The 22,833-nt window shown below is 58.0% G+C and carries 19 protein-coding genes; 18 read left to right on the plus strand and 1 reads right to left on the minus strand.

The window, feature by feature from the left end; all coding sequences use genetic code 11:
- Nucleotides 1-373 precede the first annotated feature (373 nt).
- A complete protein-coding gene (locus tag G3M56_RS03170) occupies nucleotides 374-1,663 on the plus strand; it encodes an MATE family efflux transporter (RefSeq protein WP_268840013.1) in 1,290 nt (429 codons plus the stop codon).
- A gap of 405 nt (nucleotides 1,664-2,068) precedes the next feature.
- Here the strand turns inward: G3M56_RS03170 and G3M56_RS03175 are convergent, their stop codons facing one another.
- A complete protein-coding gene (locus tag G3M56_RS03175) occupies nucleotides 2,069-2,797 on the minus strand; it encodes a thermonuclease family protein (protein ID WP_164363234.1) in 729 nt (242 codons plus the stop codon).
- A 24-nt stretch (nucleotides 2,798-2,821) separates the two neighbouring features.
- On the opposite strand from G3M56_RS03175, the gene G3M56_RS03180 reads away from it, so the two are divergent.
- From G3M56_RS03180 to G3M56_RS03260, 17 genes are all read left to right on the plus strand, one after another.
- On the plus strand, nucleotides 2,822-2,959 hold the full coding sequence (locus G3M56_RS03180; RefSeq protein ID WP_235203563.1) for a hypothetical protein: 138 nt from the start codon (nucleotides 2,822-2,824) through the stop codon (nucleotides 2,957-2,959).
- Nucleotides 2,960-3,017: 58 nt separating this feature from the next.
- Entirely contained in the window at nucleotides 3,018-3,602 is a 585-nt protein-coding gene (locus G3M56_RS03185; RefSeq protein WP_268840014.1) for a methyltransferase domain-containing protein, read from the plus strand.
- A gap of 129 nt (nucleotides 3,603-3,731) precedes the next feature.
- Nucleotides 3,732-7,322: a DNA polymerase III subunit alpha gene (gene dnaE, locus G3M56_RS03190; RefSeq protein ID WP_164363238.1), complete on the plus strand. Its 3,591-nt coding sequence runs from the start codon at nucleotides 3,732-3,734 to the stop codon at nucleotides 7,320-7,322.
- Between the two features lie 225 nt (nucleotides 7,323-7,547).
- Nucleotides 7,548-8,087: a GbsR/MarR family transcriptional regulator gene (locus tag G3M56_RS03195; RefSeq protein WP_164363240.1), complete on the plus strand. Its 540-nt coding sequence runs from the start codon at nucleotides 7,548-7,550 to the stop codon at nucleotides 8,085-8,087.
- Between the two features lie 32 nt (nucleotides 8,088-8,119).
- Nucleotides 8,120-8,662 carry a transcription termination/antitermination protein NusG gene (gene nusG, locus G3M56_RS03200; protein ID WP_164363242.1) on the plus strand — a complete coding sequence of 181 codons (543 nt, stop codon included), beginning with the start codon at nucleotides 8,120-8,122 and terminating at the stop codon, nucleotides 8,660-8,662.
- 573 nt (nucleotides 8,663-9,235) lie between these two features.
- The gene (locus G3M56_RS03205; protein WP_164363244.1) at nucleotides 9,236-10,147 is read left to right on the plus strand and encodes an SgcJ/EcaC family oxidoreductase; all 912 of its coding nucleotides are present in this window, start codon (nucleotides 9,236-9,238) and stop codon (nucleotides 10,145-10,147) included.
- A gap of 862 nt (nucleotides 10,148-11,009) precedes the next feature.
- Nucleotides 11,010-12,023 carry a hypothetical protein gene (locus G3M56_RS03210; RefSeq protein ID WP_164363246.1) on the plus strand — a complete coding sequence of 338 codons (1,014 nt, stop codon included), beginning with the start codon at nucleotides 11,010-11,012 and terminating at the stop codon, nucleotides 12,021-12,023.
- Between the two features lie 446 nt (nucleotides 12,024-12,469).
- Nucleotides 12,470-12,850 (plus strand): hypothetical protein, encoded by a 381-nt coding sequence (locus G3M56_RS03215; RefSeq protein ID WP_164363248.1) that lies wholly within the window; start codon nucleotides 12,470-12,472, stop codon nucleotides 12,848-12,850.
- A 91-nt stretch (nucleotides 12,851-12,941) separates the two neighbouring features.
- The gene (gene kdsA / locus G3M56_RS03220) at nucleotides 12,942-13,736 is read left to right on the plus strand and encodes a 3-deoxy-8-phosphooctulonate synthase (RefSeq protein ID WP_164363250.1); all 795 of its coding nucleotides are present in this window, start codon (nucleotides 12,942-12,944) and stop codon (nucleotides 13,734-13,736) included.
- Nucleotides 13,737-13,817: 81 nt separating this feature from the next.
- Entirely contained in the window at nucleotides 13,818-14,786 is a 969-nt protein-coding gene (locus G3M56_RS03225) for a KpsF/GutQ family sugar-phosphate isomerase (protein ID WP_164363252.1), read from the plus strand.
- Between the two features lie 47 nt (nucleotides 14,787-14,833).
- On the plus strand, nucleotides 14,834-15,931 hold the full coding sequence (locus G3M56_RS03230) for a DegT/DnrJ/EryC1/StrS family aminotransferase (RefSeq protein ID WP_164363255.1): 1,098 nt from the start codon (nucleotides 14,834-14,836) through the stop codon (nucleotides 15,929-15,931).
- 74 nt (nucleotides 15,932-16,005) lie between these two features.
- A complete protein-coding gene (locus tag G3M56_RS03235; RefSeq protein ID WP_164363257.1) occupies nucleotides 16,006-16,941 on the plus strand; it encodes a UDP-glucuronic acid decarboxylase family protein in 936 nt (311 codons plus the stop codon).
- Nucleotides 16,942-17,075: 134 nt separating this feature from the next.
- On the plus strand, nucleotides 17,076-18,470 hold the full coding sequence (locus G3M56_RS03240; RefSeq protein WP_164363259.1) for a UDP-glucose 6-dehydrogenase: 1,395 nt from the start codon (nucleotides 17,076-17,078) through the stop codon (nucleotides 18,468-18,470).
- Nucleotides 18,471-18,683: 213 nt separating this feature from the next.
- The gene (locus tag G3M56_RS03245) at nucleotides 18,684-19,433 is read left to right on the plus strand and encodes a WecB/TagA/CpsF family glycosyltransferase (protein ID WP_164363261.1); all 750 of its coding nucleotides are present in this window, start codon (nucleotides 18,684-18,686) and stop codon (nucleotides 19,431-19,433) included.
- 18 nt (nucleotides 19,434-19,451) lie between these two features.
- The gene (locus tag G3M56_RS03250; RefSeq protein WP_235203564.1) at nucleotides 19,452-20,453 is read left to right on the plus strand and encodes an NAD-dependent epimerase/dehydratase family protein; all 1,002 of its coding nucleotides are present in this window, start codon (nucleotides 19,452-19,454) and stop codon (nucleotides 20,451-20,453) included.
- A 33-nt stretch (nucleotides 20,454-20,486) separates the two neighbouring features.
- Entirely contained in the window at nucleotides 20,487-21,254 is a 768-nt protein-coding gene (locus G3M56_RS03255; RefSeq protein ID WP_164363263.1) for a WecB/TagA/CpsF family glycosyltransferase, read from the plus strand.
- Nucleotides 21,255-21,334: 80 nt separating this feature from the next.
- Nucleotides 21,335-22,831 carry a lipopolysaccharide biosynthesis protein gene (locus G3M56_RS03260; RefSeq protein WP_164363265.1) on the plus strand — a complete coding sequence of 499 codons (1,497 nt, stop codon included), beginning with the start codon at nucleotides 21,335-21,337 and terminating at the stop codon, nucleotides 22,829-22,831.
- Nucleotides 22,832-22,833 lie beyond the last annotated feature (2 nt).

Raw genomic sequence — 22,833 nt, forward strand, 5'->3', positions numbered from 1 at the left:
GCATCAAAGTGGCTTGTGGGCGGCGGATGCTGAAAAATGGAGGGCTGCGCGTTTATTGGGCGCGTGCGAGGTGGCGCAGGATGAGGGGTGTTGCGGGTTGATCAGGCAGGTGGTCGAGATCGCCGAGGCATCTGGGACTGGTCAATTTGATGCCAGGCATCAAATGCGATGATGAGGCGCTGTCTCCCTTAGGAGCGGGGATTGGTGAGTGTTTGGTGCACTCTCAGTTGGCGCAGGATGGGGCTAACGGGGAGGTGGGGGAGCGGAAGCTGCCGGGAATCTATGGGTGTGCTTTGGGTTGCGCTTGATTGGCGGGCGGCGATGGTTGGGTGTGTCCGAGGCCAAGAAAATTTTATCGCTCGCTGGGCCGCTCGTGATTGGGCAGGTCGGGCAGATGCTGCTTGGCGTGGCAGACACGTTGATGGTGGCCAAGCTCGGCGTGGTGGAGTTGGCTGCGTTGACGTTTGCGACGTTGATTTTCCACGTGCCGTTTGTGTTTGGGATCGGAATGCTGACCTGTGTTGCGGTGCGGACCTCGGTGGCTCGGGGTGCCGGTGACCGGGCCAAGGGGAGGGCGGTGTGTCGCAATGGCTTGTACCTTGGCGCGGCGACGGGGATTTTGTTGTTTTTGCTCGTTGGCTTGGGTTTGGTGCCGTTTCTCGGGTGGTTCGGGCAGCCTGAAGCCGTCGTGACGCGCACGCCTAGTTACTATTTGTTAATTATGGCGTCGGCGGTTCCGGCGCTGATGAGTATCGCGCTGAAGAACCATGGCGACGCGATGGACCGACCCTGGCCGTCGTTCTGGATTTCGTTTGCGGCGATCGTGCTGAACATCGGGCTCAACTGGGTGTTGATCTATGGCAATCTGGGAGCACCTGCTCTGGGGCTTGAAGGGGCGGGCATCGCGACATTGATCGCCCGCATTTTGATGTTTGTGGCGATGGTGGTTTGGTTGACGCGATCCAAGGTGTTGCACGACTGGGTGCCGCGTCGGTGGTTGAGGGTTCCGGATTTTGGTGAAATCCGGCAGCAGTTGAAGCTTGGTGTGCCGGCGTCGTTGCAGACGGTGGCCGAGGTTGGAGCGTTTTCAGCTTCCGGGTTGTTGATTGGCAAGTTTGGTGCAATCGCGTTGGCTGCGCATCAAGTGGCGATCACGTGTGTGGCGACGGCGTTCATGGTTCCGCTGGGGTTGTCGATGGCGCTGACGGTGCGGATAGGCGAGGCTTACGGGGCGGAAGATGGTCCGAGAATGCGCCGGATTGTGCGTGCGGGGTGGGGGATGTCGGTAGGCTTCGCGTTGTTCAGTGCGGTGGTCTTCTTGTGCTTTGGCGAGCCGCTGGCTGCGATGTTCCTAGAGGAACCTGATGTAATTGTGCTGGCGGCGGCGTTGCTCGGGGTTGCCGGGCTTTTCCAAGTGGTAGACGGCCTGCAAGTGGCGTCGCTGGCGATGTTGCGGGGAATTGAAGACGTGCGGGTGCCGGCGCTTTACGGGTTCGCTGGGTACTGGCTGGCGGCGATCCCATTGGCGTACGTGCTGGCATTCCACACATCGCTCGGGGCGGTTGGCGTGTGGTGGGGGCTGGCTGCCGGGCTGACGATTGCCGCGGTGGTCCTTGGTGGGCGGCTGTGGAAGAAGGTCGGGAGGTATTGCGATACCATTTAAACGGTCATCTTGGAGTAACCGATGGGAATTGAATGAGTGGGTCAGGGATGAAGGAAGTGATCTTGGCGGGGGCATTTTGAGTGATGCCGCGTTTATCACCGCTCAAGTTGCCCACTAGCATCGCGGTTTGCGCCTTGCCTTATTCGAAAAAGCTCTCCGCCATTCCGCCAAATTGACCGTTTGATTGGTATGACTTGAGAGGGGCAGTCGTGTCGGGCGCGGCCATCGGGATTGCTTTGGGCTTCGGCCGCGTCATTGGCTCGGCCGGGTAAATCACTCCCTTTTACCTGGGGTGGCGCTCGCCTGATGCTCGCTGACCCCAGGCTGTTATGAGGCTCGCCTTCAGCGAGGGGTTGGCGGCGCTTGGGCTTGAGTTAGCGCTATCTATATCATTTCGTTAGTCCGCTAATCTTGGGCTTCGCGTTGTTTGGCGGCTTGTTGGGCGAGGCGGCTGATTTTCCAAATGCCGAGAAGTTCTTGTTGGGCGGCGCTTCGTTCGTCAGTGAGGAATTCCAGATACTTGCGTTGGTTGCGGCCGAACGGAGTGTGCGATGCCTTGCCGGTGATGGCTGCGAGCCCTTCGCGAACGAGCATTGCGGAGAGGTAACGACGTTTGTTGGCGGCTTGGTCGTCGACTTGAACGAAGGCGAAGCGCCGGTTGTTGGGGTCGCCGGTGGGTTGGAATCGGGTGATGATGCGGAAGTTGTTTTCCTGCAGGGTCTTCAGGGTGAAGTCGCGTGCCGCATTGCTCATGGCGAGCATTTCGTCCATCGGGGGCGAGCCAAAGTAATCGTGGAGCGCTGTGATTTTCGTGCGTGTGCGGTCGGTGAGTTCGCCTGGTGGGCATTCCACGAAATAGAGTGCCAAATGATAGATCTTGCCGTCTTCCTTGACTGTGATGTGATCTCCTTTCCACGTCTCCAGGGATTCGAGCGAGCAGTTTGCCTTTTCGATCACGGTGTATTGCGAGTCGATTCTCTCGTTGGGATCGGGCTCGGCGGTTTCTGTGGGTGTTGGGCGTTCGCCGGCGTCGAGATAGGCGGGGCGACGTTCGACGATAGTGGATATGATGTAGCCGATGCTGGCGAGGACAGCCAGAGTGAGCACGATGTTGAGGGCGAGTCGCTGGTTCATGGTAGCAGGAGGATGGTGGCCAAGGTGCCAGATGTGGGCGGGGGATGGGAAGTCTGGAAGTCTGGAAGTCTGGAAGTCTGGAAGTCTGGAAGTCTGGAAGTCTGGAAGTCTGGAAGTCTGGAAGTCTGGAAGTCTGGAAGTCTGGAAGCTGGGGGGAAGTGAGGAATTCGGGAGATTTGGACTGCGGTGGATCTTGGGGCGGGGTAGGATGGGCGCCACAATGGATTGGGATGCACGATATCGGGATGGCAGTATGCCGTGGGATCAGAATGCGCCACACCCGTGTTTGGCGGGGATGCGGCGTCGGGCGAGGTGGCGTGGGCGGGTATTGGTGCCGGGGTGTGGGCGTGGCCACGATTTGGTGTCGCTTGCCGAAGCGTTGCCGGGTGGCGAGGTGACGGGGATCGACATTGCGCCGGCGGCTGTCGAGCGGGTGGTGGATTTGCCGGTGAATGCGTCGGCTCGCGTGGGGGACTTGTTCGATTTGGGTGACGACTGGGCGGGCGCGGTTGATTTGGTGTGGGAGCACACGTGCTTTTGTGCGATCGACCCATCGTTAAGGGCTGGCTATCGAGATGCCATGGCCCGCTTGATCAAGCCGGGAGGGAAGTTGGTTGGCGTCTTCTTTCTGACGATGGTGGAGGGTCCGGGCGGCGGGCCGCCTCACAACACGGAGATCCACGAGTTGGTGTCTTTGTTTTCGCCGGAGCACGGGTTCCGTGTGCGGAGGTTGGGGCTGTTGGAGGCTACGTTTCCACAACGGGTTGGCGAGGAGTGGCTGGCGGTGATCGAACGGTTGGGGTGAGATTTTCCGATCTCTGGTGCCAATCCATGGTGGCGCTGAGACGGAGTGAGAGGCGAGCCTGGGACTTTTTTTCGATTCGGGAACTCTCAACTTTCGGGGGGCGGGGGCATCGGGTATGGTGGCCGCCCTATGGCCGAATCCGGAGCAGACGAGACAACGCAGACCACGACAAAACCAGCAAACCGCGACGGCGATTTTGTCCATTTGCACCTGCATACGGAGTATTCGACGCTGGATGGAGCGGTGCGGATTGGAGATCTGGTCGAGCGTGCGGCCAAGCTGGGGATGCCTGCGGTGGCGATGACCGACCACGGAAACTTGTTTGGCGCGGTGAACTTTTTCCTCAAAGCGAAGAAGGCGGGGATCAAGCCGATCTTTGGCTGTGAGATGTATCTGGCGCCGGGCAGTATGCACGACAAGAAGCGCTTGCCGGGGCAGAAGATCGCGTCGCATTTGACGCTGTTGGTGGAGAACGAGACGGGGTATCAGAACCTGACCAAGTTGGTCTCGATGGCGCATTTGGATGGCTTTTACTACAAGCCGCGGATCGACAAAGACGCGCTGCGTAAGTATTCCGAGGGCCTGATCTGTCTCAGTGGCTGCATTGTGGGTGAGATCAACCAGCACATCCAGGACGACCAGCTGGATCTGGCGCGCCAGAGCATCCGCGATTTCATCGACATCTTCGGCAAGGAGAACTTCTTCCTTGAGATGCACAACCACGGGATGGAGGCGCAGATCAAGTGCAATGCCCAGTTGGTTGAGTTCGCCAAGGAGTTTGGGCTTCGCACAGTGGCGGCGAACGACGTGCATTTCCTGGATCGCTCCGACCATGAGGCGCACGATGTGATGATTTGCATCGGCACCGGGGCGCGGGTGATTGATGAGAACCGGATGCACTACTCCGAGGAGGTGTATTTCAAGACGGGGGCCGAGATGCGCGAGTTGTTTGCCGACCATCCGGAGGCCTGCGATGTGACCCTGGAGATTGCCGAGCGTTGCAACTACGAGATGCACTTGGACTCGGCGAGTATTGCCAAGTATCCGGTGGTGGAGTCGCCGGATGGAGGTGACCGCAACCAGTACTTCCGCAAGCTGTGTCACGAGGGATTGGTGTGGCGTTATGGCGAGGAGCGTGCGACGACCGACCAGGAGTTGATCGAGCGATTGGACTACGAGATCGGCGTGATGGAGAAGATGGGCTTCGTGTCGTACTTCCTTATTGTGCGTGACTTCATGGACTGGTCGCGGCGTCAGGATATTCCGTTGGGACCTGGCCGTGGATCCGCGGCGGGCTCGTTGGTGGCTTATGCGCTGGGGATTACCGATCTTTGTCCGATCCGCTTCGGGTTGATTTTCGAACGATTCCTGAACCCGGAACGTAACAGTCCGCCCGACGTCGATATCGACTTCTGTCAGACGCGGCGTCCGGAGGTGATCCAGTATGTGCGTGAGAAGTACGGTGAGCGTGCGGTTTCCCACATCATCACCTTCGGTACCATGGGTGCCAAGAGTGTGATCCGCGACGTGGGACGTGTGATGGGGTGGTCGTTTGGTGAATCGGACCAGGTGGCGAAGATGATCCCTGCCGAGTTGGGGATGACGCTTTCCAAGGCGCGCGAGACTAATGCCGAGTTGGCAGCGTTGATTGAGAACGATGGGCGGGTGCAGGAGTTGTGGCGTCACGCGACCTTCCTTGAAGGTTTGACCCGCGGTACCGGTATCCACGCGGCGGGTGTGGTGATCTGTGACACCGACATCGACAACTTCGTGGCGCTGACCCGTGGTAACGAGGGGGAAGTGGTGACCCAGGCGGACATGGGCGCGATCACTGAGATCGGCTTGCTCAAGATGGACTTCCTCGGGCTGAAGACACTCACGGTGATTCAGGACGCGGTGAACTGGGTGCGTCGTCACACGCCGGACTTCGATATTAACGCGCAGCCGTTCGATGATAAGAAGACCTACGAGTTGCTGCAGCGGGGTGAGACCAAGGCTGTGTTCCAGTTGGAATCCGGTGGTATGGCTGCGACCTGTGTGAACCTGGGGGTGGACCGAATCGAGGACATTATCGCATTGTTGGCCCTGTACCGACCGGGGCCGATGGACCTGATTCCGAGCTTCATCGATCGTAAGAAAGGGATCGAGAAAGTGGAGTACATGCACCCGCTGCTCGAGGAGGTGAGTGAGGAAACCTTCGGTATTTTGATCTATCAGGAGCAGGTGCAGAAGGCGGCCAACCTGTTGGCGGGATACTCGCTGGGTGAGGCTGACTTGTTGCGTCGTGCGATGGGTAAGAAGAAGCTCTCCGAGATGGTGGCCCAGCGGAAAAAGTTCGTCGAGGGCGCGGCCCGGGTGAACAACATTCCGGCAAAGCAGGCCAACGATATCTTCGACTTGTTGGAGAAGTTCGCGGGTTACGGTTTCAACAAATCGCACTCCGCTGCGTATGGCTTGATCAGTTACCGCACCGCGTTCCTGAAGGCGAACTATCCGGTGGAGTTCATGTCGGGCGTGATGTCCAACGAGATCAACAACACCGAGAAGATCTCGTTCTTCGTCGCCGAGTGCATGGCGATGAACATTCAGATTCTGCCGCCTGATATCAACAAGTCGCTTTCCAAGTTTGCTCCGGAAAACACGACCGGTGGTCCGATCGAGGATGCGGATGCGATTCGTTACGGGTTGTCGGCGATCAAGAACGTGGGTGAGGGTGCCGTGGCGTTGATGATCCAAGAGCGCGACAAGAACGGTGAGTTCAAGTCGATGGAGGATTTTGCATCGCGCGTGGATGCCAAAGCGGTGAACCGGAAGCTGCTTGAGAGCTTGGTGCGTGCGGGTGCGTTCGATTGGACGGGCGAGCCGCGGTGGAAGCTGTTTGGCAAGATTTCGACGGTGTTGGCTGGGGCTTCGGCGGTGCACAAAGACCGTGCGAGCGGTCAGGTGTCGTTGTTTGACGCGTTGGAGCTGTCGTCTGCGGCGGCGCCACCGAAGCCGGCGGATGATGATCAGAACACAGAACCGGAGTGGACGCGCAAAGAGATGCTCGACTTTGAGCGTGAGTTGCTCGGGTTCTACGTCAGTGGTCACCCGCTGGACGATTACCGCGGGCATTTCTCGTCTGGAGACCATTCCTTGCTTGGTGATATCGACCATTTGGTCATGAGCGACGTGTATCGCGGCCCGTGGAAAGACCGGCCGAAGGGGCACAAGGATGAGAAGCATCCGTACTCGTTTGTGGCGTTCATCCAGGGGGTGATGACGAGGTTCTCAAAGAACAACAACAAGCCGTTCGCCATCTTGACCGTGGAGGATTACTCCGGATCTCAAGAGGTGGGGGTGTTTGGTAAGACCTACGACAGGTGCTCCGAGTTGTTGGTGGCTGGGGGTGTGATCAAGATCGACGCGTTGGTGTTGCCTGACGAGCGCTCTGGCGGGCGCAAGTTGAGTGTGGAGAAGGTATCGGCGGTGAGTCCGCGCGAGCATTCCTACGAGCTCGATGGCGTGGTGACGCTGGTGGTGGACTGCCGCAAGCCGTTGGCGAAGGAGTTGGCCGACGTGAAGGACGTGGTGAGCGAGTATCCTGGGCGGGTGCCGTTGCATTTGCTTTTCCTGCAGAAAGACGGAAGTCAGATCCGAGCGGAAGCGGATGAGAAGTTCGCGGTGGAGCCATCCAGTGGGTTCAAGGTGGCGGCTTCGCGTTGGTTGCCACGGAGGTAGTCATACCATTTTTGCACACAGCTCAGGTAGCCCGCTAGCATCGCGCCTTGCTTCACTCGAAAAATCTCTCCGCCATTCCGCCAATTTGACCGTTCAAATGGTATGGCTGTTGGGGGCACCGTGCTGCGATCGGGTGGGTTGTGCTGGAGGTCCCATGGGTTTGCCATGGGGGGGCGCTTGGCGGGCGTTGACTGAGGTGGGGCAGGCAGTGTATGATGCTGCGTCATGGAGTCAGCGGAGAAGCTCGATCAGGTGGAAGTGGGGGAAGCCTCTCTTGATGAGGTGCGGGGCGAGGTGGTGGAGGTTTTTTCGGATATTGCGCGGTTGTTGGGATTGCCGAAATCGGTGGGTGGAATTTACGGGTATTTGTTCACGTCGCGGGCACCGAGGAGTCTGGATGATGTGGTGACTGAACTGAAGGTGAGCAAGGGGTCGGGGAGTCAGGGGTTGGCGGTGTTGCGGCAGTTGGGCGCGGTGCGGTCGGTGACGCTGGAGGGGAGTCGGCGTGATTATTTTATAGCGGAGACTGAGTTGAAATCGTTGGTGGCTGGGTTCATTCGTTCGGAGTTGGCGCCGCAGGTTGAGCAGGGGTTGGAGAAGTCGGTGATGCTGCAGGACAATGTGCGGAGGATGCGCGAATTTACGGCTGGGCGCGGTGAGGATTTTGAGGAGGCTCAGTTCATGCAGGAGCGGCTGGACAAGCTCGGGCAGTGGCATCGGCGGGCGAAGTGGGTCCTCCCTTTCATTGCGCGATTTTTGGGCTAGGGTGCCGACGAATTCCCCCCCCCAACTTCGTCATGTCAAAATCATCCGAGCAAGAGATCGAGTACGGCTGGATCTGCGCCCGTACGCAGAAAAAGAGTGAACACATCGCAGCGGCTACGCTGTCGCAGATGGAGGATGTTGAGGCGTTTTGCCCGCGGTTGAAGTTCAAGCGCAAGACGAAGCGCGGCGTGGTCTGGTTCACTGAGGCGATGTTCCCGTGCTACATTTTTGTAAGGTGCCCGTTGGGGGGCTCGTTCAGCGCGGTGCGGTATGCGCGTGGTGTGGTTGGGTTGGTTGAGTTTGCCGGCGAGGTGCCGACGATCCCTGACCATCAGATCGAAGCGTTGCGGCAATTGGTGGGCGACGACGATGTGCGGGTGATCGAGAAGGCGGTTGAGCCTGGTCAAGAGGTCGAGGTGACCGAGGGGCCGTTGAAGGGCTTGGTGGCCGTGGTGACCCAGGTGCTGCCAGCGACGGACCGTGTGCGTCTGTTGCTTGAGTTTCTCGGGCAATCGCGTGAGATCGAGGTGCCGATCGATAGTGTGATCCCGCCGAAGCGCCCGAAGGGTGAGTGATTCTAAGTAGGCTACCGAATTGCCGCGATGCTTGCGGGCTGTCTGAGCCGTGAGCCCGCCGCCTGTAAACCGTCCCTACGGGACGCATCATCCTTGCGCTTATGTCCGGAGGTTGGAACCTCCGGCTATGCGGTAACCTGTCGCTTCGCGACGCTCTCGATCAATCGGAGTTAGTTCTTGCTGGTTGAGCTTGTAGGAAGGTGCGGTCCCGGTCGGTTGAAGTAATACCATTTCAACGGTCACCTTGGCGGAACCGATGAGGATTGGATCAGTGGGAGATGAAGTGAAGACAGCGATCTTGGCGGATCTTATTGAGTGGTGCGGCGTTGCTCATAGCTCAGGTAGCCCGCTAGCATCGCGGTTCGCGCCTTGCCTCTCTCGGAAAAGCTCTCCGCCATTCCGCCAGATTGACCGTTCAAATGGGATAAGGCGACTGTTCAAATGGAGTGAGATGCGCTTGAGGGGGGGGGCAGAAAGAATTGAAGATCGCATGTGTCCCCGCGTGCGTGCGCGTTCGTATCGGGAGATTGCACCCCTGTTTTTTTGGGGCGTGGTCTTTTGTGAGTGTGCGCTATGAAACGATTGCTTCGATCCGTGATGTTGGCTGTCTGGTTAGGCGGGAGTTTGTGTGGTGTCGGGTTGGCAGATGAGGAGGTTTCCGAGGCCGACAAGGTGGTAGCGGATTTGGCGGAGGCGTATCGCAAGGCGTATGCGGCGCGGGATGCGGATGCGTTGGCTGCGATGTATGCGGAGGATTGCCGGTACACGTGGGGCGGGAGAGAGCCGATCATCGGACGCGATGCGGTGAAAGAGCGGGTGGTTGAGTTTTTCACCGGGGCGAAGTCGGCGCAGATGGAGATTGTGACGACGGATGCGCGGATGCTGACGCCTGAGGTGATTGTGGAAAAGGGCGTGGTGTCTGTAACCGTGGACGGGGAGGAGAAGCCGGAGGTGGCGAAGTACTCGGCGACTTATGTGAAGCGGGGGGACAAATGGTTGATAGCGGATTTGAATGAGTCGGCGGTTCAGGTGCCGGAGGACCCTGCTGCGGAGGCGTTGTTGGAGTTGGACTGGTTGATCGGGGATTGGAAGTATGGGGAGCCAGGGCGTGGGGCGAAGATGGCCGTGCAGTGGGCTTTGGGCGGGAAATTCATTTACCGGTCATATGAGATTGAGCGGCCGGAGCGCGAGTTGATGCGTGGGGCGGAGATGATCGGGTACGATCCGGCAAAGGGAGTTTTGAGGTCGTGGGTGTTTGATAGCGAAGGGGGGATTGGAACCGCGACGTGGCAGCGCGAGGGGGATAAGTGGCTGGTTTCGGTGAAGAGCATTTTGCCGGATGGTACGCAGTCTAGTGAACACCAGATTTATACTGTGAATGGCGATGTCTCGTTCTTCTTTGAGGGGATGAACCGGATGGTGGATGGCGAGGCGTTGCCGAATACCGAGCGGGTGGAAATTATGAAGGTGAAGCCTGCGCCATAAGTCGGGCGGAAGAATCCAACGAAAGGGGAGAGGTATGAAGATTTTGTTCAAACTGGTGCCGACCGTGGCCATTGCGCTGGTGATGGCGCTGACCTTCGAGCCGTTGATGGCGAGGGGGATCAACCGTGAAGGCGGGCGGGGAGGAGGGCAGTCGGTGAAGCGGCCACAGGCGAGACCTGCGCCCAAACCAGCAACGCGGCCTGCAACAAGGCCAGCAACAAGGCCAGCATCGCCGCCGAAAGGGCGGCCGGCGAACGCACACACGAGGCCCAGCCCCAAGCCCAGCAAGCCGCGTCCGGTGAAGCCACCGAATGGTGGACGGGTGCCGGCGAAACCTCAGCAGAGGCCGCAGACAAAGCCGAGCCAGAGGCCGGGGCATTTGCCGTCGAATTCGACCCGCCCGACGAAGCCGAAACCTCGTCCACCGATGACGAAACCGGCGCCTAAGCCACCTGTGACGAAGCCTGCTCCGAAGCCCGGGAAGCCGGCCAACCGTCCAGGGAGGCCGAACAAGCCGGAGAACCGTCCGGGGAATGGGGTGGCGTTACCGCCTGCTCAGCGTCCGACTGTGCCGCAGCGTCCGGGGAGGCCGGATAAGCCAGCCAACCGACCAGAGAAGCCTGGGAAGCCGCGGCCGCCGATGACCAAACCTGCGCCCAAGCCGCCGGGAGTGGGGGACAGGCCGGGGCGCCCTGTTAAACCTGGCAAGCCTGGGGATAGACCCGGCAAACCGGGAGGGCGTCCGGACAAGCCGGGGATTGGAGATCGTCCTGACCGTCCGGGGAATTGGCCGGTGAAGCCTGGCGATCGTCCAGGGCGACCCGGGGATCGTCCAGGCATTGGGGATCGACCCACCAAGCCTGTGATTCCGCCGCCTCCTGGGCGGCCGTCGCGTCCGCAGCGTCCGCAGTGGGATGAACGCTGGAATGGGCGTGACCAGAAGTTTACGACGGTGAACAAGAATTGGTATGTCGACAACCGGACGACGATCAATCGGTTTGAGGTGAACCGAGCGAATGAGTGGAAGTCAGTGCGTTACCACTGGCAGGGGCGTGATTGGCGGAAACATTGGGGCGGTCCGGAATACCGTCGTTGGCGACATGACGTGTGGGGGTATCGAGGCAACCGCTGCCGTCAGATCTGGCAGCGCACGGCGCACTTCCATTATCACAACCACTTCTTCAACCGTCACTGGTGGGGGACCTGTTGGTGGCACCGGCGTCCGGTGGTGTATCATCACTATTCGCCGTGGTGGTGGTGGCGTCCGCTGACGTGGGGATCCGTTGGGTATTTCTGGGGGTCGTCAATTCAGAGTCAGCCGGTGATCTATGATCCGGGGACGACGGTGGTTTACCAGGGCGACACGATCTACATCAACGGCAACGCTGCTGGGAACGCGGATGATTACCGTCGGGAGACGATTGCTTTGGCGAACCCAGAACTGGATGAGATTCCGGTGCCAACGCCGCCGGAAGAGGTGAGTGAAGCGGACGTGAAGCCGGACCAGCCGCAGGGCGATTGGTTGCCGGTTGGGGTTTGGGCGCTGACGCAGCAGGAGCAGGGGGATGCGACGATGTTCTTCCAGATGTCGATCGACAAAGAGGGCATTGTTGCCGGGGCTTACAAGAATGTAATGACTGGCGACGAGCAGCCGATTGTGGGTCGTTTGGACTTTGAGTCACAGCGGATCGCGTGGCACGTGGGCGAGGTGACGACGACGGTGTATGAGACCGGGTTGTCGCAGTTGGAGAATGACGTGGCGAGTGTGTTTGTGCACTTTGGCGAAACGCAGACCCAGACGTGGTTGATGGTGCGGATGCCGTCGCCGGAGATGCCGCCGGGAACGGTGAAGTTGCCGGACGTGCCGAAGGAGTAGTGGCATCCAGGGGGTGCTGTTCAGAAGGGCTTCGCAGGGAATGCGAAGCCCTCTTTTTGTGGGCGCGGCGAGTTGGATTGGTTGAGCATTTTCCCAAATGCGGGAAAGGGGTGTCCTGTTTGTTCAAAAATTATTGAACAAACTCGTCCGACCGCATAGGAATCTGCGTGCCACAGGAGACGGGAGCGCTTTGAGCGCTGGTCGAGCCGTGGCGGTCCGGCGGATGGGTTGGATGCGAAAAGATGAGATGGCTGTGTGCACGAGGCGCGCGATGATGGGGCTTGCCGCTGGCATGTGACCAATGGCGGAGCCTGCGGTGATGGTGGCGCGAAGTGGATGTGTCGGTGGTTTGTGGAAACAGGTAAGCTTGCGGATGACGCTGGATTTCGGTCTGGTGGTTGATAGCCGGTTTCCGTGATCAGAGAGAAAAGAATCAGGAAGAATTGATGCCGAACGTTCTGAGATCGAGTGAGTTTTTGATGCCGATGGTGATCTGCCTGCTGGCTTCTGGCTTGGTGTTGTGGTTTTACCGCACGCGCAACCCGGTGAAGAAGTTCCGTCCGGCATGGGGTGAGTTGGTTTTTTGGGGGCTGATGTTGGCGGCGATCTCGACGGTGGTGAGCTTTTTTGTGTTCAAGACCATTACCGAAGGGCAGCAGGGGATTGAGAGTTTGAAAAAGCAGGCCGAGGGCTTTGTGCCGGGTGGCCGGGGTGGGGCTGACGAAGCCGGTTCTGGGGCGGCTGCTGATTCTGTATTCGAGCAATCGCTCAGTGACTCAAGTGAGCGGCGTCAGAGCCGTCCTGCGCCGCCGCCGTCTGGAGACTGATGGGTTTGGGGGAATCTGGCGGCGTGGGTTCGACCTGCGGAGTGGGCGATCGTGTGCGATAGATGAGAGAACCAAGAAAATCGTTTTTGAGATGAAGTTGTATGATCCTGACAAGTTGTTGTTGATTGCCGGTCCGTGCAGTCTGGAGTCGTGGGACGTGTGTGAGACCGTGGCGACCGAGTTGAAGAAGCTGCAGGCTGAGTTGCCTGAGCTGAACATTATTTTCAAAGGGTCGTTTGATAAGGCGAACCGCACGTCGCTTGGCAGTGATCGTGGTCCTGGCATGGACGAGGGGTTGGAATTGCTGGCGCGGGTGAAGCGTGAGTTTGGCTTCCCGTTGCTGACTGATTTCCATCTGCCTGAGCAGGCCGCGCCCGTGGGCGAGGTGGTGGATGTGTTGCAGGTGCCGGCGTTCTTGTGTCGTCAGACCGACTTGTTGGTGGCTGCCGCGGCTACCGGCAAAGTGGTGAATGTGAAGAAGGGGCAGTTTTTGTCGCCGCAGGAGATGGAGTTTGTGGTGACCAAGCTCGAGGGTGCGGGTGCTGCTGAGATTTGGCAGACCGACCGCGGGACGCTTTTTGGCTATCAGAACCTGGTGGTGGACATGCGTTCGTTCCCGATCATGGGGGGCTTCGGGCATCCAACGATTATTGATGCCACCCACAGTGTGCAGTTGCCTGGAGCGGCTGGTGGCAAGAGTGGCGGCCAGCGTGAGTTTGTGCCGGTGTTGGCGCGTGCGGCACTGGCGGCTGGTGCTTCTGGTGTGTTCATGGAGACGCATCCGAATCCGGATGAGGCGATCTCTGATGCAGCATCTCAAGTGCCGCTTGGCGAATTGCGCTCAGTCCTTGAGCCGCTGCTTGCAGTTTGGCGTGCTGTGCGTTGATCTGTGATCGCCGGAAAGTCCGACGAGAGAGGTCGGGCTTTCTGCGCATTTCTCTGATCTTCAGAATCCCCCACTCCTTTTATGAGCGAGCGACTTCCTGATCCGTCTGTCGAGGCGGCCCGTGTGTTTGATGCGGAAATTGCGGCCCTGCACTCGGTGCGTGATTCGGTTTTGCCGACATTCAATAGGGCGGTCGAGCTGATATTGGAAGCATCTGGCAAGGTGGTGGTGACCGGGCTTGGAAAGTCTGGTCTGATCGGGCGCAAGATTGCGGCGACCATGGCGTCGACCGGGCGTACTGCCACGTTCATCAATGCGGCGGACGCCTTGCATGGTGATCTGGGCATGGTGGCCCGTGGCGATGTGGTGCTGATGTTGAGCAACAGCGCGGCGACTAATGAATTGGTGTTGATGATGCCAACCTTGCGCCGCTTGGGGGTGAAGGTGATTGGGATTTTCGGTGAGACTGAGACGGAACTGGCGCGATCTGTGGACGTGGTGTTGCACGCGCGGATTTCGGCTGAGGGGTGTCCATTGGAGTTGGCTCCGATGAGCAGCAGCACGGCGGCGTTGGTCGTTGGTGATGCGTTGGCCGCGGCGTTGATGAAGGATGTTGGTTTTTCCGAGTCGGACTTTGCGTTGTACCATCCGGCGGGGTCGTTGGGGCGTCGGTTGTTGCTGACTGCGGAGGATGTGATGCATCGTGGCGAGTCGTTTTCGGTGGTGACTCCGGAGACAAGCTTCCGCGAATTGGTTTCCGAGATGACCAGGACCAATCTCGGAGCGGTTTGTGTGGAGAATGGCGATGGCACATTGGCGGGAGTGATTACCGATGGTGATGTGCGGCGGACGATCATGCGCGAGGATCCATTCCAGTTGGTGGCGCGTGACATCATGACCGAAAACCCGGTGACGATCCGGCCGCAGGCCAAGTTGGCCGAGGTGTTGGCTGAGATGGAGATGCCGAAGCGCCGGATTTACGTGATTCCAGTGGTGGATGACGAGCAGCGCATTGCAGGACTGGTGAGAATGCACGATATCGTGCGCTAAGGGTTTGCCGTAAGGCGGGCTGTAAAATTTACGACAACGAAAGATCCATGGAGTTTATCGATTTGAAGAGTCAGCAAGCGCTGATCCGCGAAGATATTGAGAAGCGAATCGCGGCAGTGCTTGATCACGGGCGCTATGTGTTGGGGCCTGAGGTGGAAGAACTCGAGGAGAAGTTGGCGGATTACGTGGGGGTGAAACATTGCCTCACCGTCTCCAGCGGAACCGACTCTCTGTTGATTGCGTTGATGGCATTGGGGATCGGGCCCGGGGATGAGGTGATCACGGTTCCTTATACGTGGATCTCAACGGCGGAAATGATTGCGCTGATTGGCGCCAAGCCGGTGTTCGTCGACATCGACGAGAAGACCTGGAACATGGACCCGGAGAAGCTTGAGGCGGCGATTACCGACAAGACCAAGGCGATTATGCCGGTCGGGATTTATGGCCAGACCGCAGACATGGCTGCGATCAACGCGATTGCTGCGAAGCATGGCAATCTGCCGGTGATTGAGGATGCAGCTCAGTGTTTTGGTGCGACGCACCACGGCGTGAAGTCGTGCGCGTTGTCGACTATTGGCAGTACGTCGTTTTTCCCATCGAAGCCGCTTGGATGTTATGGTGATGGCGGTGCGTTGTTTACCAACGATGACGAGATCGCGCAGATGATGAAGCAGATCCGCGTGCATGGTCAGGCGCAGAAGCATCAGCATCCGGTGCTCGGTTTGAATGGTCGCTTTGATACGATTCAGGCTGCGGTGGTTTTGGCGAAGATGTCGTTGTTCGACAACGAAATCGTCCGACGTAACCAGGTGGCTGCTGCGTATGGCGAATCGATTGCCGCGAGTGAGTTGGTTCAGCGTGGCTTGCAGTTGCCCCATGTTGCCGAGGGCAACACATCGGTTTGGGCGCAGTACACCATGTTGTCGCCAGACCGCGATGCGTTGCATGAGAAGCTCAAGGAGGCGAACATTCCGGCCGTGAGCTACTACGCGGTACCGCTTCATTTACAGCCTGTGTTTGCGTATCTCGGGCATCAGCAGGGAGATTTTCCTGTGGCTGAGCGGGTGGCATCCGAGGGCATCAGCCTGCCGATGAACCCATACCTCAGCGATGATGAGATCGCGCAGGTGGTGGGGTGCTTTTAGGTCTGGATGAACGGCGTTCTTTCTCCAGATGAGAGGTTGACCCTCTTGGGTTTCTCTCCTTTTGTCCTGACACCATGAGAATTCTTGTTACAGGAGGCGCAGGCTTCCTCGGATCCCATTTGTGCGAACGCCTGCTTGGCGAAGGGCACGAAGTCATCTGCCTGGATAATTTCCACACCGGGCGCAAGGTGAACGTCGCGCATTTGATGTCGAACCCACGGTTCGAGGTCATGCGGCACGACGTGATTGATCCGTTCAAGGTTGAAGTGGATCAGATTTACAACCTGGCTTGTCCGGCTTCGCCGGTGCACTACCAGCACAATGCGATCAAGACGATCAAGACCAACGTCATGGGGGCGATCAACTGTCTTGGCTTGGCGAAACGGGTGGGGGCACGGATTTTTCAGGCCTCAACCTCCGAGGTCTATGGTGATCCGGACGTGCATCCGCAGCCGGAGAGCTACCGCGGCAATGTGAACCCGATCGGGATCCGTGCTTGTTACGATGAGGGCAAGCGTTGTGCCGAGACGTTGTTTTTCGATTACCACCGCAGCAACGGTGTCGATATCCGGGTGGTGCGTATTTTCAATACATACGGCCCGCGAATGTTGGCCGATGATGGTCGTGTGGTTTCCAACTTCGTGGTGCAGGCGTTGCGCGGCGAGGACATCACGGTGTACGGCGACGGCACCCAGACGCGCAGCTTCTGCTACGTGGACGACCTGATCGAAGGCTTTGTCCGCCTGATGAACAAAGAGGGCATCACCGGGCCGGTGAACATTGGCAACCCTGGTGAGTTCACCATGATTGAGTTGGCTGAGAAGGTATTGGCTCAGGTTGGTGGATCGTCGAAGCTTGTGTTCAAGCCGCTGCCACAGGATGACCCATTGCAGCGTCAGCCGGATATCAGCTTGGCGAAAAGCGAACTTGGATGGGAGCCGAAGGTTGACCTCGATCAGGGCTTGGAGCGCACGATTGCCTATTTCCGCGGCCAACTGGGTGTTGGTTAGCATCTGGTTTGAACAGCCGACCGCTGACGCGGTGCCGGATTGATCGCATCCGCACTTGATTCATCTCATTCTCTCTCCGAGAGTTCCAGCTTCCCGAGCTGGCAAACCTTTCTTAATTATTCCCTAGAAATCTTATGACCACCCCAACAGACGTGAAGCGAATCTGCTGCATTGGAGCAGGATATGTCGGCGGACCGACCATGGCGATGATTGCCGCCAAGTGCCCGGATATTCGTGTCGACGTGTGCGATATCAACCAGCCACGTATCGATGCTTGGAATTCCGACGAGCTGCCAGTGTATGAGCCAGGTTTGGACGAAGTTGTGGCAGGAGCCCGTGGCAAGAACCTCTTCTTCACCACCGCGGTGGAAGAGTCGATCGCCGCAGCGGATTTGATTTTCGTTTCCGTGGGAACACCGACCAAGTCGTATGGTATCGGCGCAGGTCGTGCAGCTGACCTTTGCTACATCGAGAGCGCAGCCCGCATGATCGCGGAGAACGCGAATGGTCCGAAGATCATCGTGGAAAAGAGCACGATCCCAGTGCGTACTGCCGAGGCGATCCGCACGATCCTGGCGGCCAACTCGGAGAACGGTCAGTTCCAGGTCTTGTCGAACCCAGAGTTCCTTGCGGAAGGAACCGCCGTCGAGGACCTCGAAGCTCCGGACCGTATTTTGATCGGTGGCGAGCGCACACCGGAAGGCGACGCAGCAGTTGAGTCGCTGGTTCGCGTTTACGCAAACTGGGTGCCGCGTGAGCGCATTCTTACCACCAACCTGTGGTCGTCCGAGCTTTCGAAGCTGGTTGCCAACGCATTCCTGGCTCAGCGTATTTCGTCGATCAACGCGATCTCGGCGCTGTGCGAAGAGACTGGCGCAGATGTGGACGAAGTGGCCCGCGCGATCGGATCCGACTCGCGCATTGGACCAAAGTTCCTCAAGGCATCGGTCGGTTTCGGCGGATCGTGCTTCCAGAAGGACATTCTGAACCTGGTCTACCTCTGCGACCACTTCGGTCTGCCAGAAGTCGCCAAGTACTGGAACAGCGTGGTCACCATGAACGACTGGCAGAAGGAGCGCTTCTCCACCCGCATCGTGAAGACACTCTTCAACACCGTGCGTGGCAAGCGCATCGGCGTGCTCGGCTTCGCGTTCAAGAAGGACACCAACGACACCCGCGAGTCGGCTGCGATTTACGTCTGCCGCGACTTGTTGCTCGAGGGCGCGAACATTGCACTCTACGATCCGAAGGTGCCGGTTTCGACCATCCGAGCCGATTTGAACTACGTCGGTATCAGCGACGAGGTGATCGACAAGCAGTTGACCATTTGTGACAGCGCGGTGGAAGCCACCAAGGCAGCTCACGGTGTGGCGGTGCTTACCGAGTGGGACGAGTTCAAGACGCTCGATTTCGACACCATTTACGACAACATGTTCAAGCCGGCCTTCGTGTTCGATGGCCGCAACATCCTGCCGCATGACGAGCTTCGGGCCAAAGGCTTCGAGGTCTACGCCATCGGCAAGGGCTAAAGCTCTGAGCCACCTCGCTGATGCGGGGTGGCTTTTTTATTTTCAGCGGCATTCACCTGATGCAGATAGGTGAGAGGTTGTGTTTTTCCGACCTGGCTGCGACTCGTTCTTCTGAGCGCGCTCCATTGCGACTTCAGCCGGTAACGCCGAGCGCTGCGTGCCCGCAATTACGGGCATTGTTCTCGGAGGAGGGCTGTTCCTGATCGATCATCCATGAAGCGGATTTCTGTGATTGGCTTGCCAGTTGCCTGCACGACGTATGCGGGGGCGGTAGCCTGGGTGAAAGCGGCCGCACTCAAGGCAGACCGCGCCTACGCGGTGGAGGCTGCGAACACACATGTGGCGGCACTCGCCCGGAATGATGGTGGGTTCGGTGATGTGATGGCGCAATTTGACCTCATCTGCCCGGACGGGATGCCTTTGGTGTGGGCGCTGAACCGGCAGTTGCCCGATGGAGAGAAGCTGAAAGACCGAGTCTACGGTCCTACGTTGATGCTCGAAGTGATGCGGGCGACGCAGGGTGATCCGCGGTTCCGCCACTTTTTGTTTGGCGGAAAGCAGAGCACACTCGACCAGCTGGAAACCCGATTCGGTGAGCAGTTTCCGGACACGACCATCGCCGGGAGTTATTCGCCGCCATTTGGCGAATGGCCGGACGACGAGTTGGAGCGGGTTTGTGGAATGATCCGCGAATCCCGGGCGAACCTGGTGTGGGTGGGGCTTGGCTGTCCGAAGCAGGAGCGTTGGATTGCTTCAAACAAAGAGCAACTTCCTCCTGCGGTCTATTTTGGGATCGGTGCTGCGTTTGCTTTCCATGCCGGCGAAGTGAAGCAGGCTCCGGCGTTGGTTCAAAGGCTAGGCCTTGAGTGGTTGTTCCGGCTTTGTGCCGAGCCCCGCCGGCTTTTCCAGCGCTACTTCAAATACAACTCACTTTTTATCTACTACCTCCTGGGTGGAAAATAGATTGCGTACAAAATCCTCATGATGACAAAAGCAAAGAGAATCCTTGTAGCAGGCGGGGGCGGCTTTATCGGCGGTCACCTGGCAAAGTCATTAATCGATGCCGGACACGATGTGGTCGTGGCGGATATCAAGCCGCAAAGTCAGTGGTATCAGCTGCACGATACGGCTGAGAATTATTCGCTCAATCTGGAGGACAAGATTGCCTGCTTCAAAGTAGCGGAAGGGTGCGACCTTGTTTATAACCTGGCGTGCAACATGGGCGGCATGGGCTTTATCGCGCACAACCGAGCGCTTTGCATGGAGTCCGTGCTGATCAACACCCATCTGCTGATGGCGGCGAAAGAACATGGCGTCGGGCGCTTCTTCTATGCTTCGTCAGCGTGCGTATACCCTGATTATCGCCAAGAGGATGCGGATGTGGTGGCGTTGCGCGAGCAGGATGCGTATCCGGCGATGCCGGAGGATGGCTATGGTTGGGAGAAGCTCTTTTCCGAACGGATGTGCAAAGTATACGAAGAAGACTTCGGGCTGAGCACCCGGGTGTTCCGCTTCCACAATGTGTATGGTCCGAATGGAACCTGGGACGGCGGTCGTGAGAAGGCACCGGCTGCGGTTTGTCGCAAGGTGATCGAGGCAATTGACCGAGGCGATCACGAAATCGAGATCTGGGGGGACGGTGAACAGAGCCGTTCGTTTATGTACATTGATGACTGTTTGACCGGTCTCGGAAAGCTGATGGCATCGGACTATAATGATCCGCTCAACCTCGGTCGCAGCGAGTTGGTAACCATTAATCAGCTGGTCTCGATTGTAGAAGAGATCGCCGGAGTGGAGTTGAAGCGAAAGTACAAACTCGATGCTCCACAGGGCGTGCGTGGGCGCAACTCTGATAACACGCGAATCAACGATGTGCTCGGCTGGGAGCCTGGTATCGATTTGAAGACTGGTATGGCAAAGACCTACGAGTGGATCAACGAACAATACCAACGCCGTAAAGCAGGAGAACTGGTGGTGCAGTAAGAATGCTCATTCCGGAGTGGTTCTTGGAGAGTAATGGAACGTTCTGAGGTACTAGGGGTCGGGATCAGCCCGATGACATTCCAGCAGGCGGTCGACCGTGCATTTGATGCGGTGGCGCGGCCGGGTTTTGCGGGCTATGTGACCGTGACGGGAGTGCATGGGGTGATGGAGTCTCAGGATGATCCTGAGTTGCTGCGGATCCACAATGACGCCTACATGGTCACTCCGGACGGGATGCCGATGGTGTGGATGGCATGGGCCAATGGCTATCCAGCGACTGAGCGGGTCTATGGTCCCGATTTGATGCTTGCGGTGATGAACCGCAGCGTCAGTGAGAGATCGAAGCATTTTCTCTTCGGCGGATCTGATGGAGTGGTGGATCAGCTCGCTGATTGCCTGCGGCGTGATGTTGGCGACGTCCGCGTCGTCGGCAAAGTGACCCCTCCGTTTCGTCTGCTAACCGATGAAGAAGAGCAGCAGTTGGTGGCGGATCTGCAGCGTGAGCAGCCGCATTTCCTGTGGGTCGGACTGAGTACCCCCAAGCAGGAGCGCTTCATGGCGAGCTTTTTGGCAAAGTACCCTGATCTCACCGCCAGGTGGGACCATGGGTTGTTGCTATTTGGAGTCGGGGCGGCCTTTGACTTCCACGCGGGATTGGTCAAACAAGCGCCATCGTGGATGCAGGAATGTGGTCTCGAGTGGTTCTTCCGTCTGTGTGTCGAACCTCGGAGGTTGTGGAAACGTTATATGAAGAACAATCCGCGGTTTGTTTGGAAGGTTTTGCGGAGAAAGCTGGGCTGATTGATTAGATCAGCCTGCGCTCGTTGTCGGGGAGAGGCTCTCGTATGTCCTTGAGGAAACAGGTTTCAAAAAACTTTGCGATGAACGTTGTAGCGATTGTCTGCAACGTATTCGTGGGGTTGTGGCTTGCTCCGTTTTTGATTCGGAGCATGGGGGTAGCGGCGTATGGGCTGGTGCCGCTGGCGATGGTATTTAGCGAGTATGTGAGTATCGTCGCGCAATCGTTCAACGCATCGGTGAACCGAAACCTGACGGTTTCGTTCAGGCAGGGGAGAGTTCGTGAGGCGGTTGGTATTTTCAATAGTTCATTCGCCGTACTTGTTGCGCTGGGCGTTGTGCAGGTTATTGGCGCGGTATTTCTCGCGGTGCACTTGGAGTCGTTTGTGTCGGTTCCTGATGGGTTGGCGTCCGATGCGTGCTGGCTGTTTGTTTTCACAGCGATAGGATTTACGGTTTCGCTGATAAGTTCAGTTTTCTCGGTTTCGATGTATTCGTCGAATCGGCTGGATTTGATGCGTATGGCGGATGTCCTGCGGATCTTGACCCGGGTTGGATTGATCGTTGGGCTGTTTTCTTTTGGAGGTGCTTCTCTTGCTGCGGTCGGAGTGGCGAATCTTGTGGCGAGTGTTGTGGTCCTCGGATTCAATTTGTTCCATTGGAAGCGCCTTACCCCTGAGCTGGTGGTCGATTTTGGTGCTGTAAACCGTCCGGCAATCAAGTTGCTTTGGGGGATGGGGGGCTGGATGTTGGTCAATCAAGTGGGGTTCCTGTTGTTGGCGCGAGTGGATTTGTGGGCGGTGAACAAATATCTGGGGCCAGATGAGGGGGGGCGGTATGCGTTGGTGTTGCAGTGGGTTCTTTTGGTCAGAGTGATGGCTGCGAGTGTAACCGGGTTGTTTGGTCCGGTGATCACAATGTATTATGCCAACAACGACCTTACGAAGATCCGCGATGCGGTTTTCGGAGGAGGTCGCGCCTTGTGTTTGGCCTTGGCGGTTCCGCTGGGAATGATGTGTGGGTTCTCCGCAGATTTATTAGCGGCGTGGGTTGGTGATGAGTTCCGGGACACCGGGGGGCTCCTAGCTCTTCAATTGGCTCCGCTCGTGTTTTCGCTTTCCACTCTGCCGTTTATGGCGGTGAAAACGGCATTCAACCGAGTGCGTGTGCCGGGAATGGTAACTTGTGCGCTGGGTCTGTTGAATGTCGGCTTGGTCGTGTGGATTGCCACCATGACGGAGTACGGAGTCATTGGGGTGGCGTGTGTTGGGGTGGTGGTGCTATTGGCGAAGAACCTGGGCTTTCAGGTGATGTATTGCTGTTCGGTGATGGACGCTGGAAGCGGCTATTACAGGTTGTTGCTTCCCGGTGGTGTGGTTTTCGCATCGGTTTGGTTGGGGGCCTCGTTTGTTTCCTCAATGTTAGGCGGGTTGTCGCTTCTTCAGCTAATCGTGGCGGTGATGGTTGTTGGTGGGATTGGATGGTTATTGGTCTCCAGGTTGATATTTCAAGGGGCGTACGGTGCATGGTTGCATGAGGTGATGCCGGGACGGGTGAGGCGATTGTTTTCGAAGTGTTGATC

It is taken from the genome of Sulfuriroseicoccus oceanibius (assembly GCF_010681825.2).
Classification (GTDB): domain Bacteria; phylum Verrucomicrobiota; class Verrucomicrobiia; order Verrucomicrobiales; family SLCJ01; genus Sulfuriroseicoccus; species Sulfuriroseicoccus oceanibius.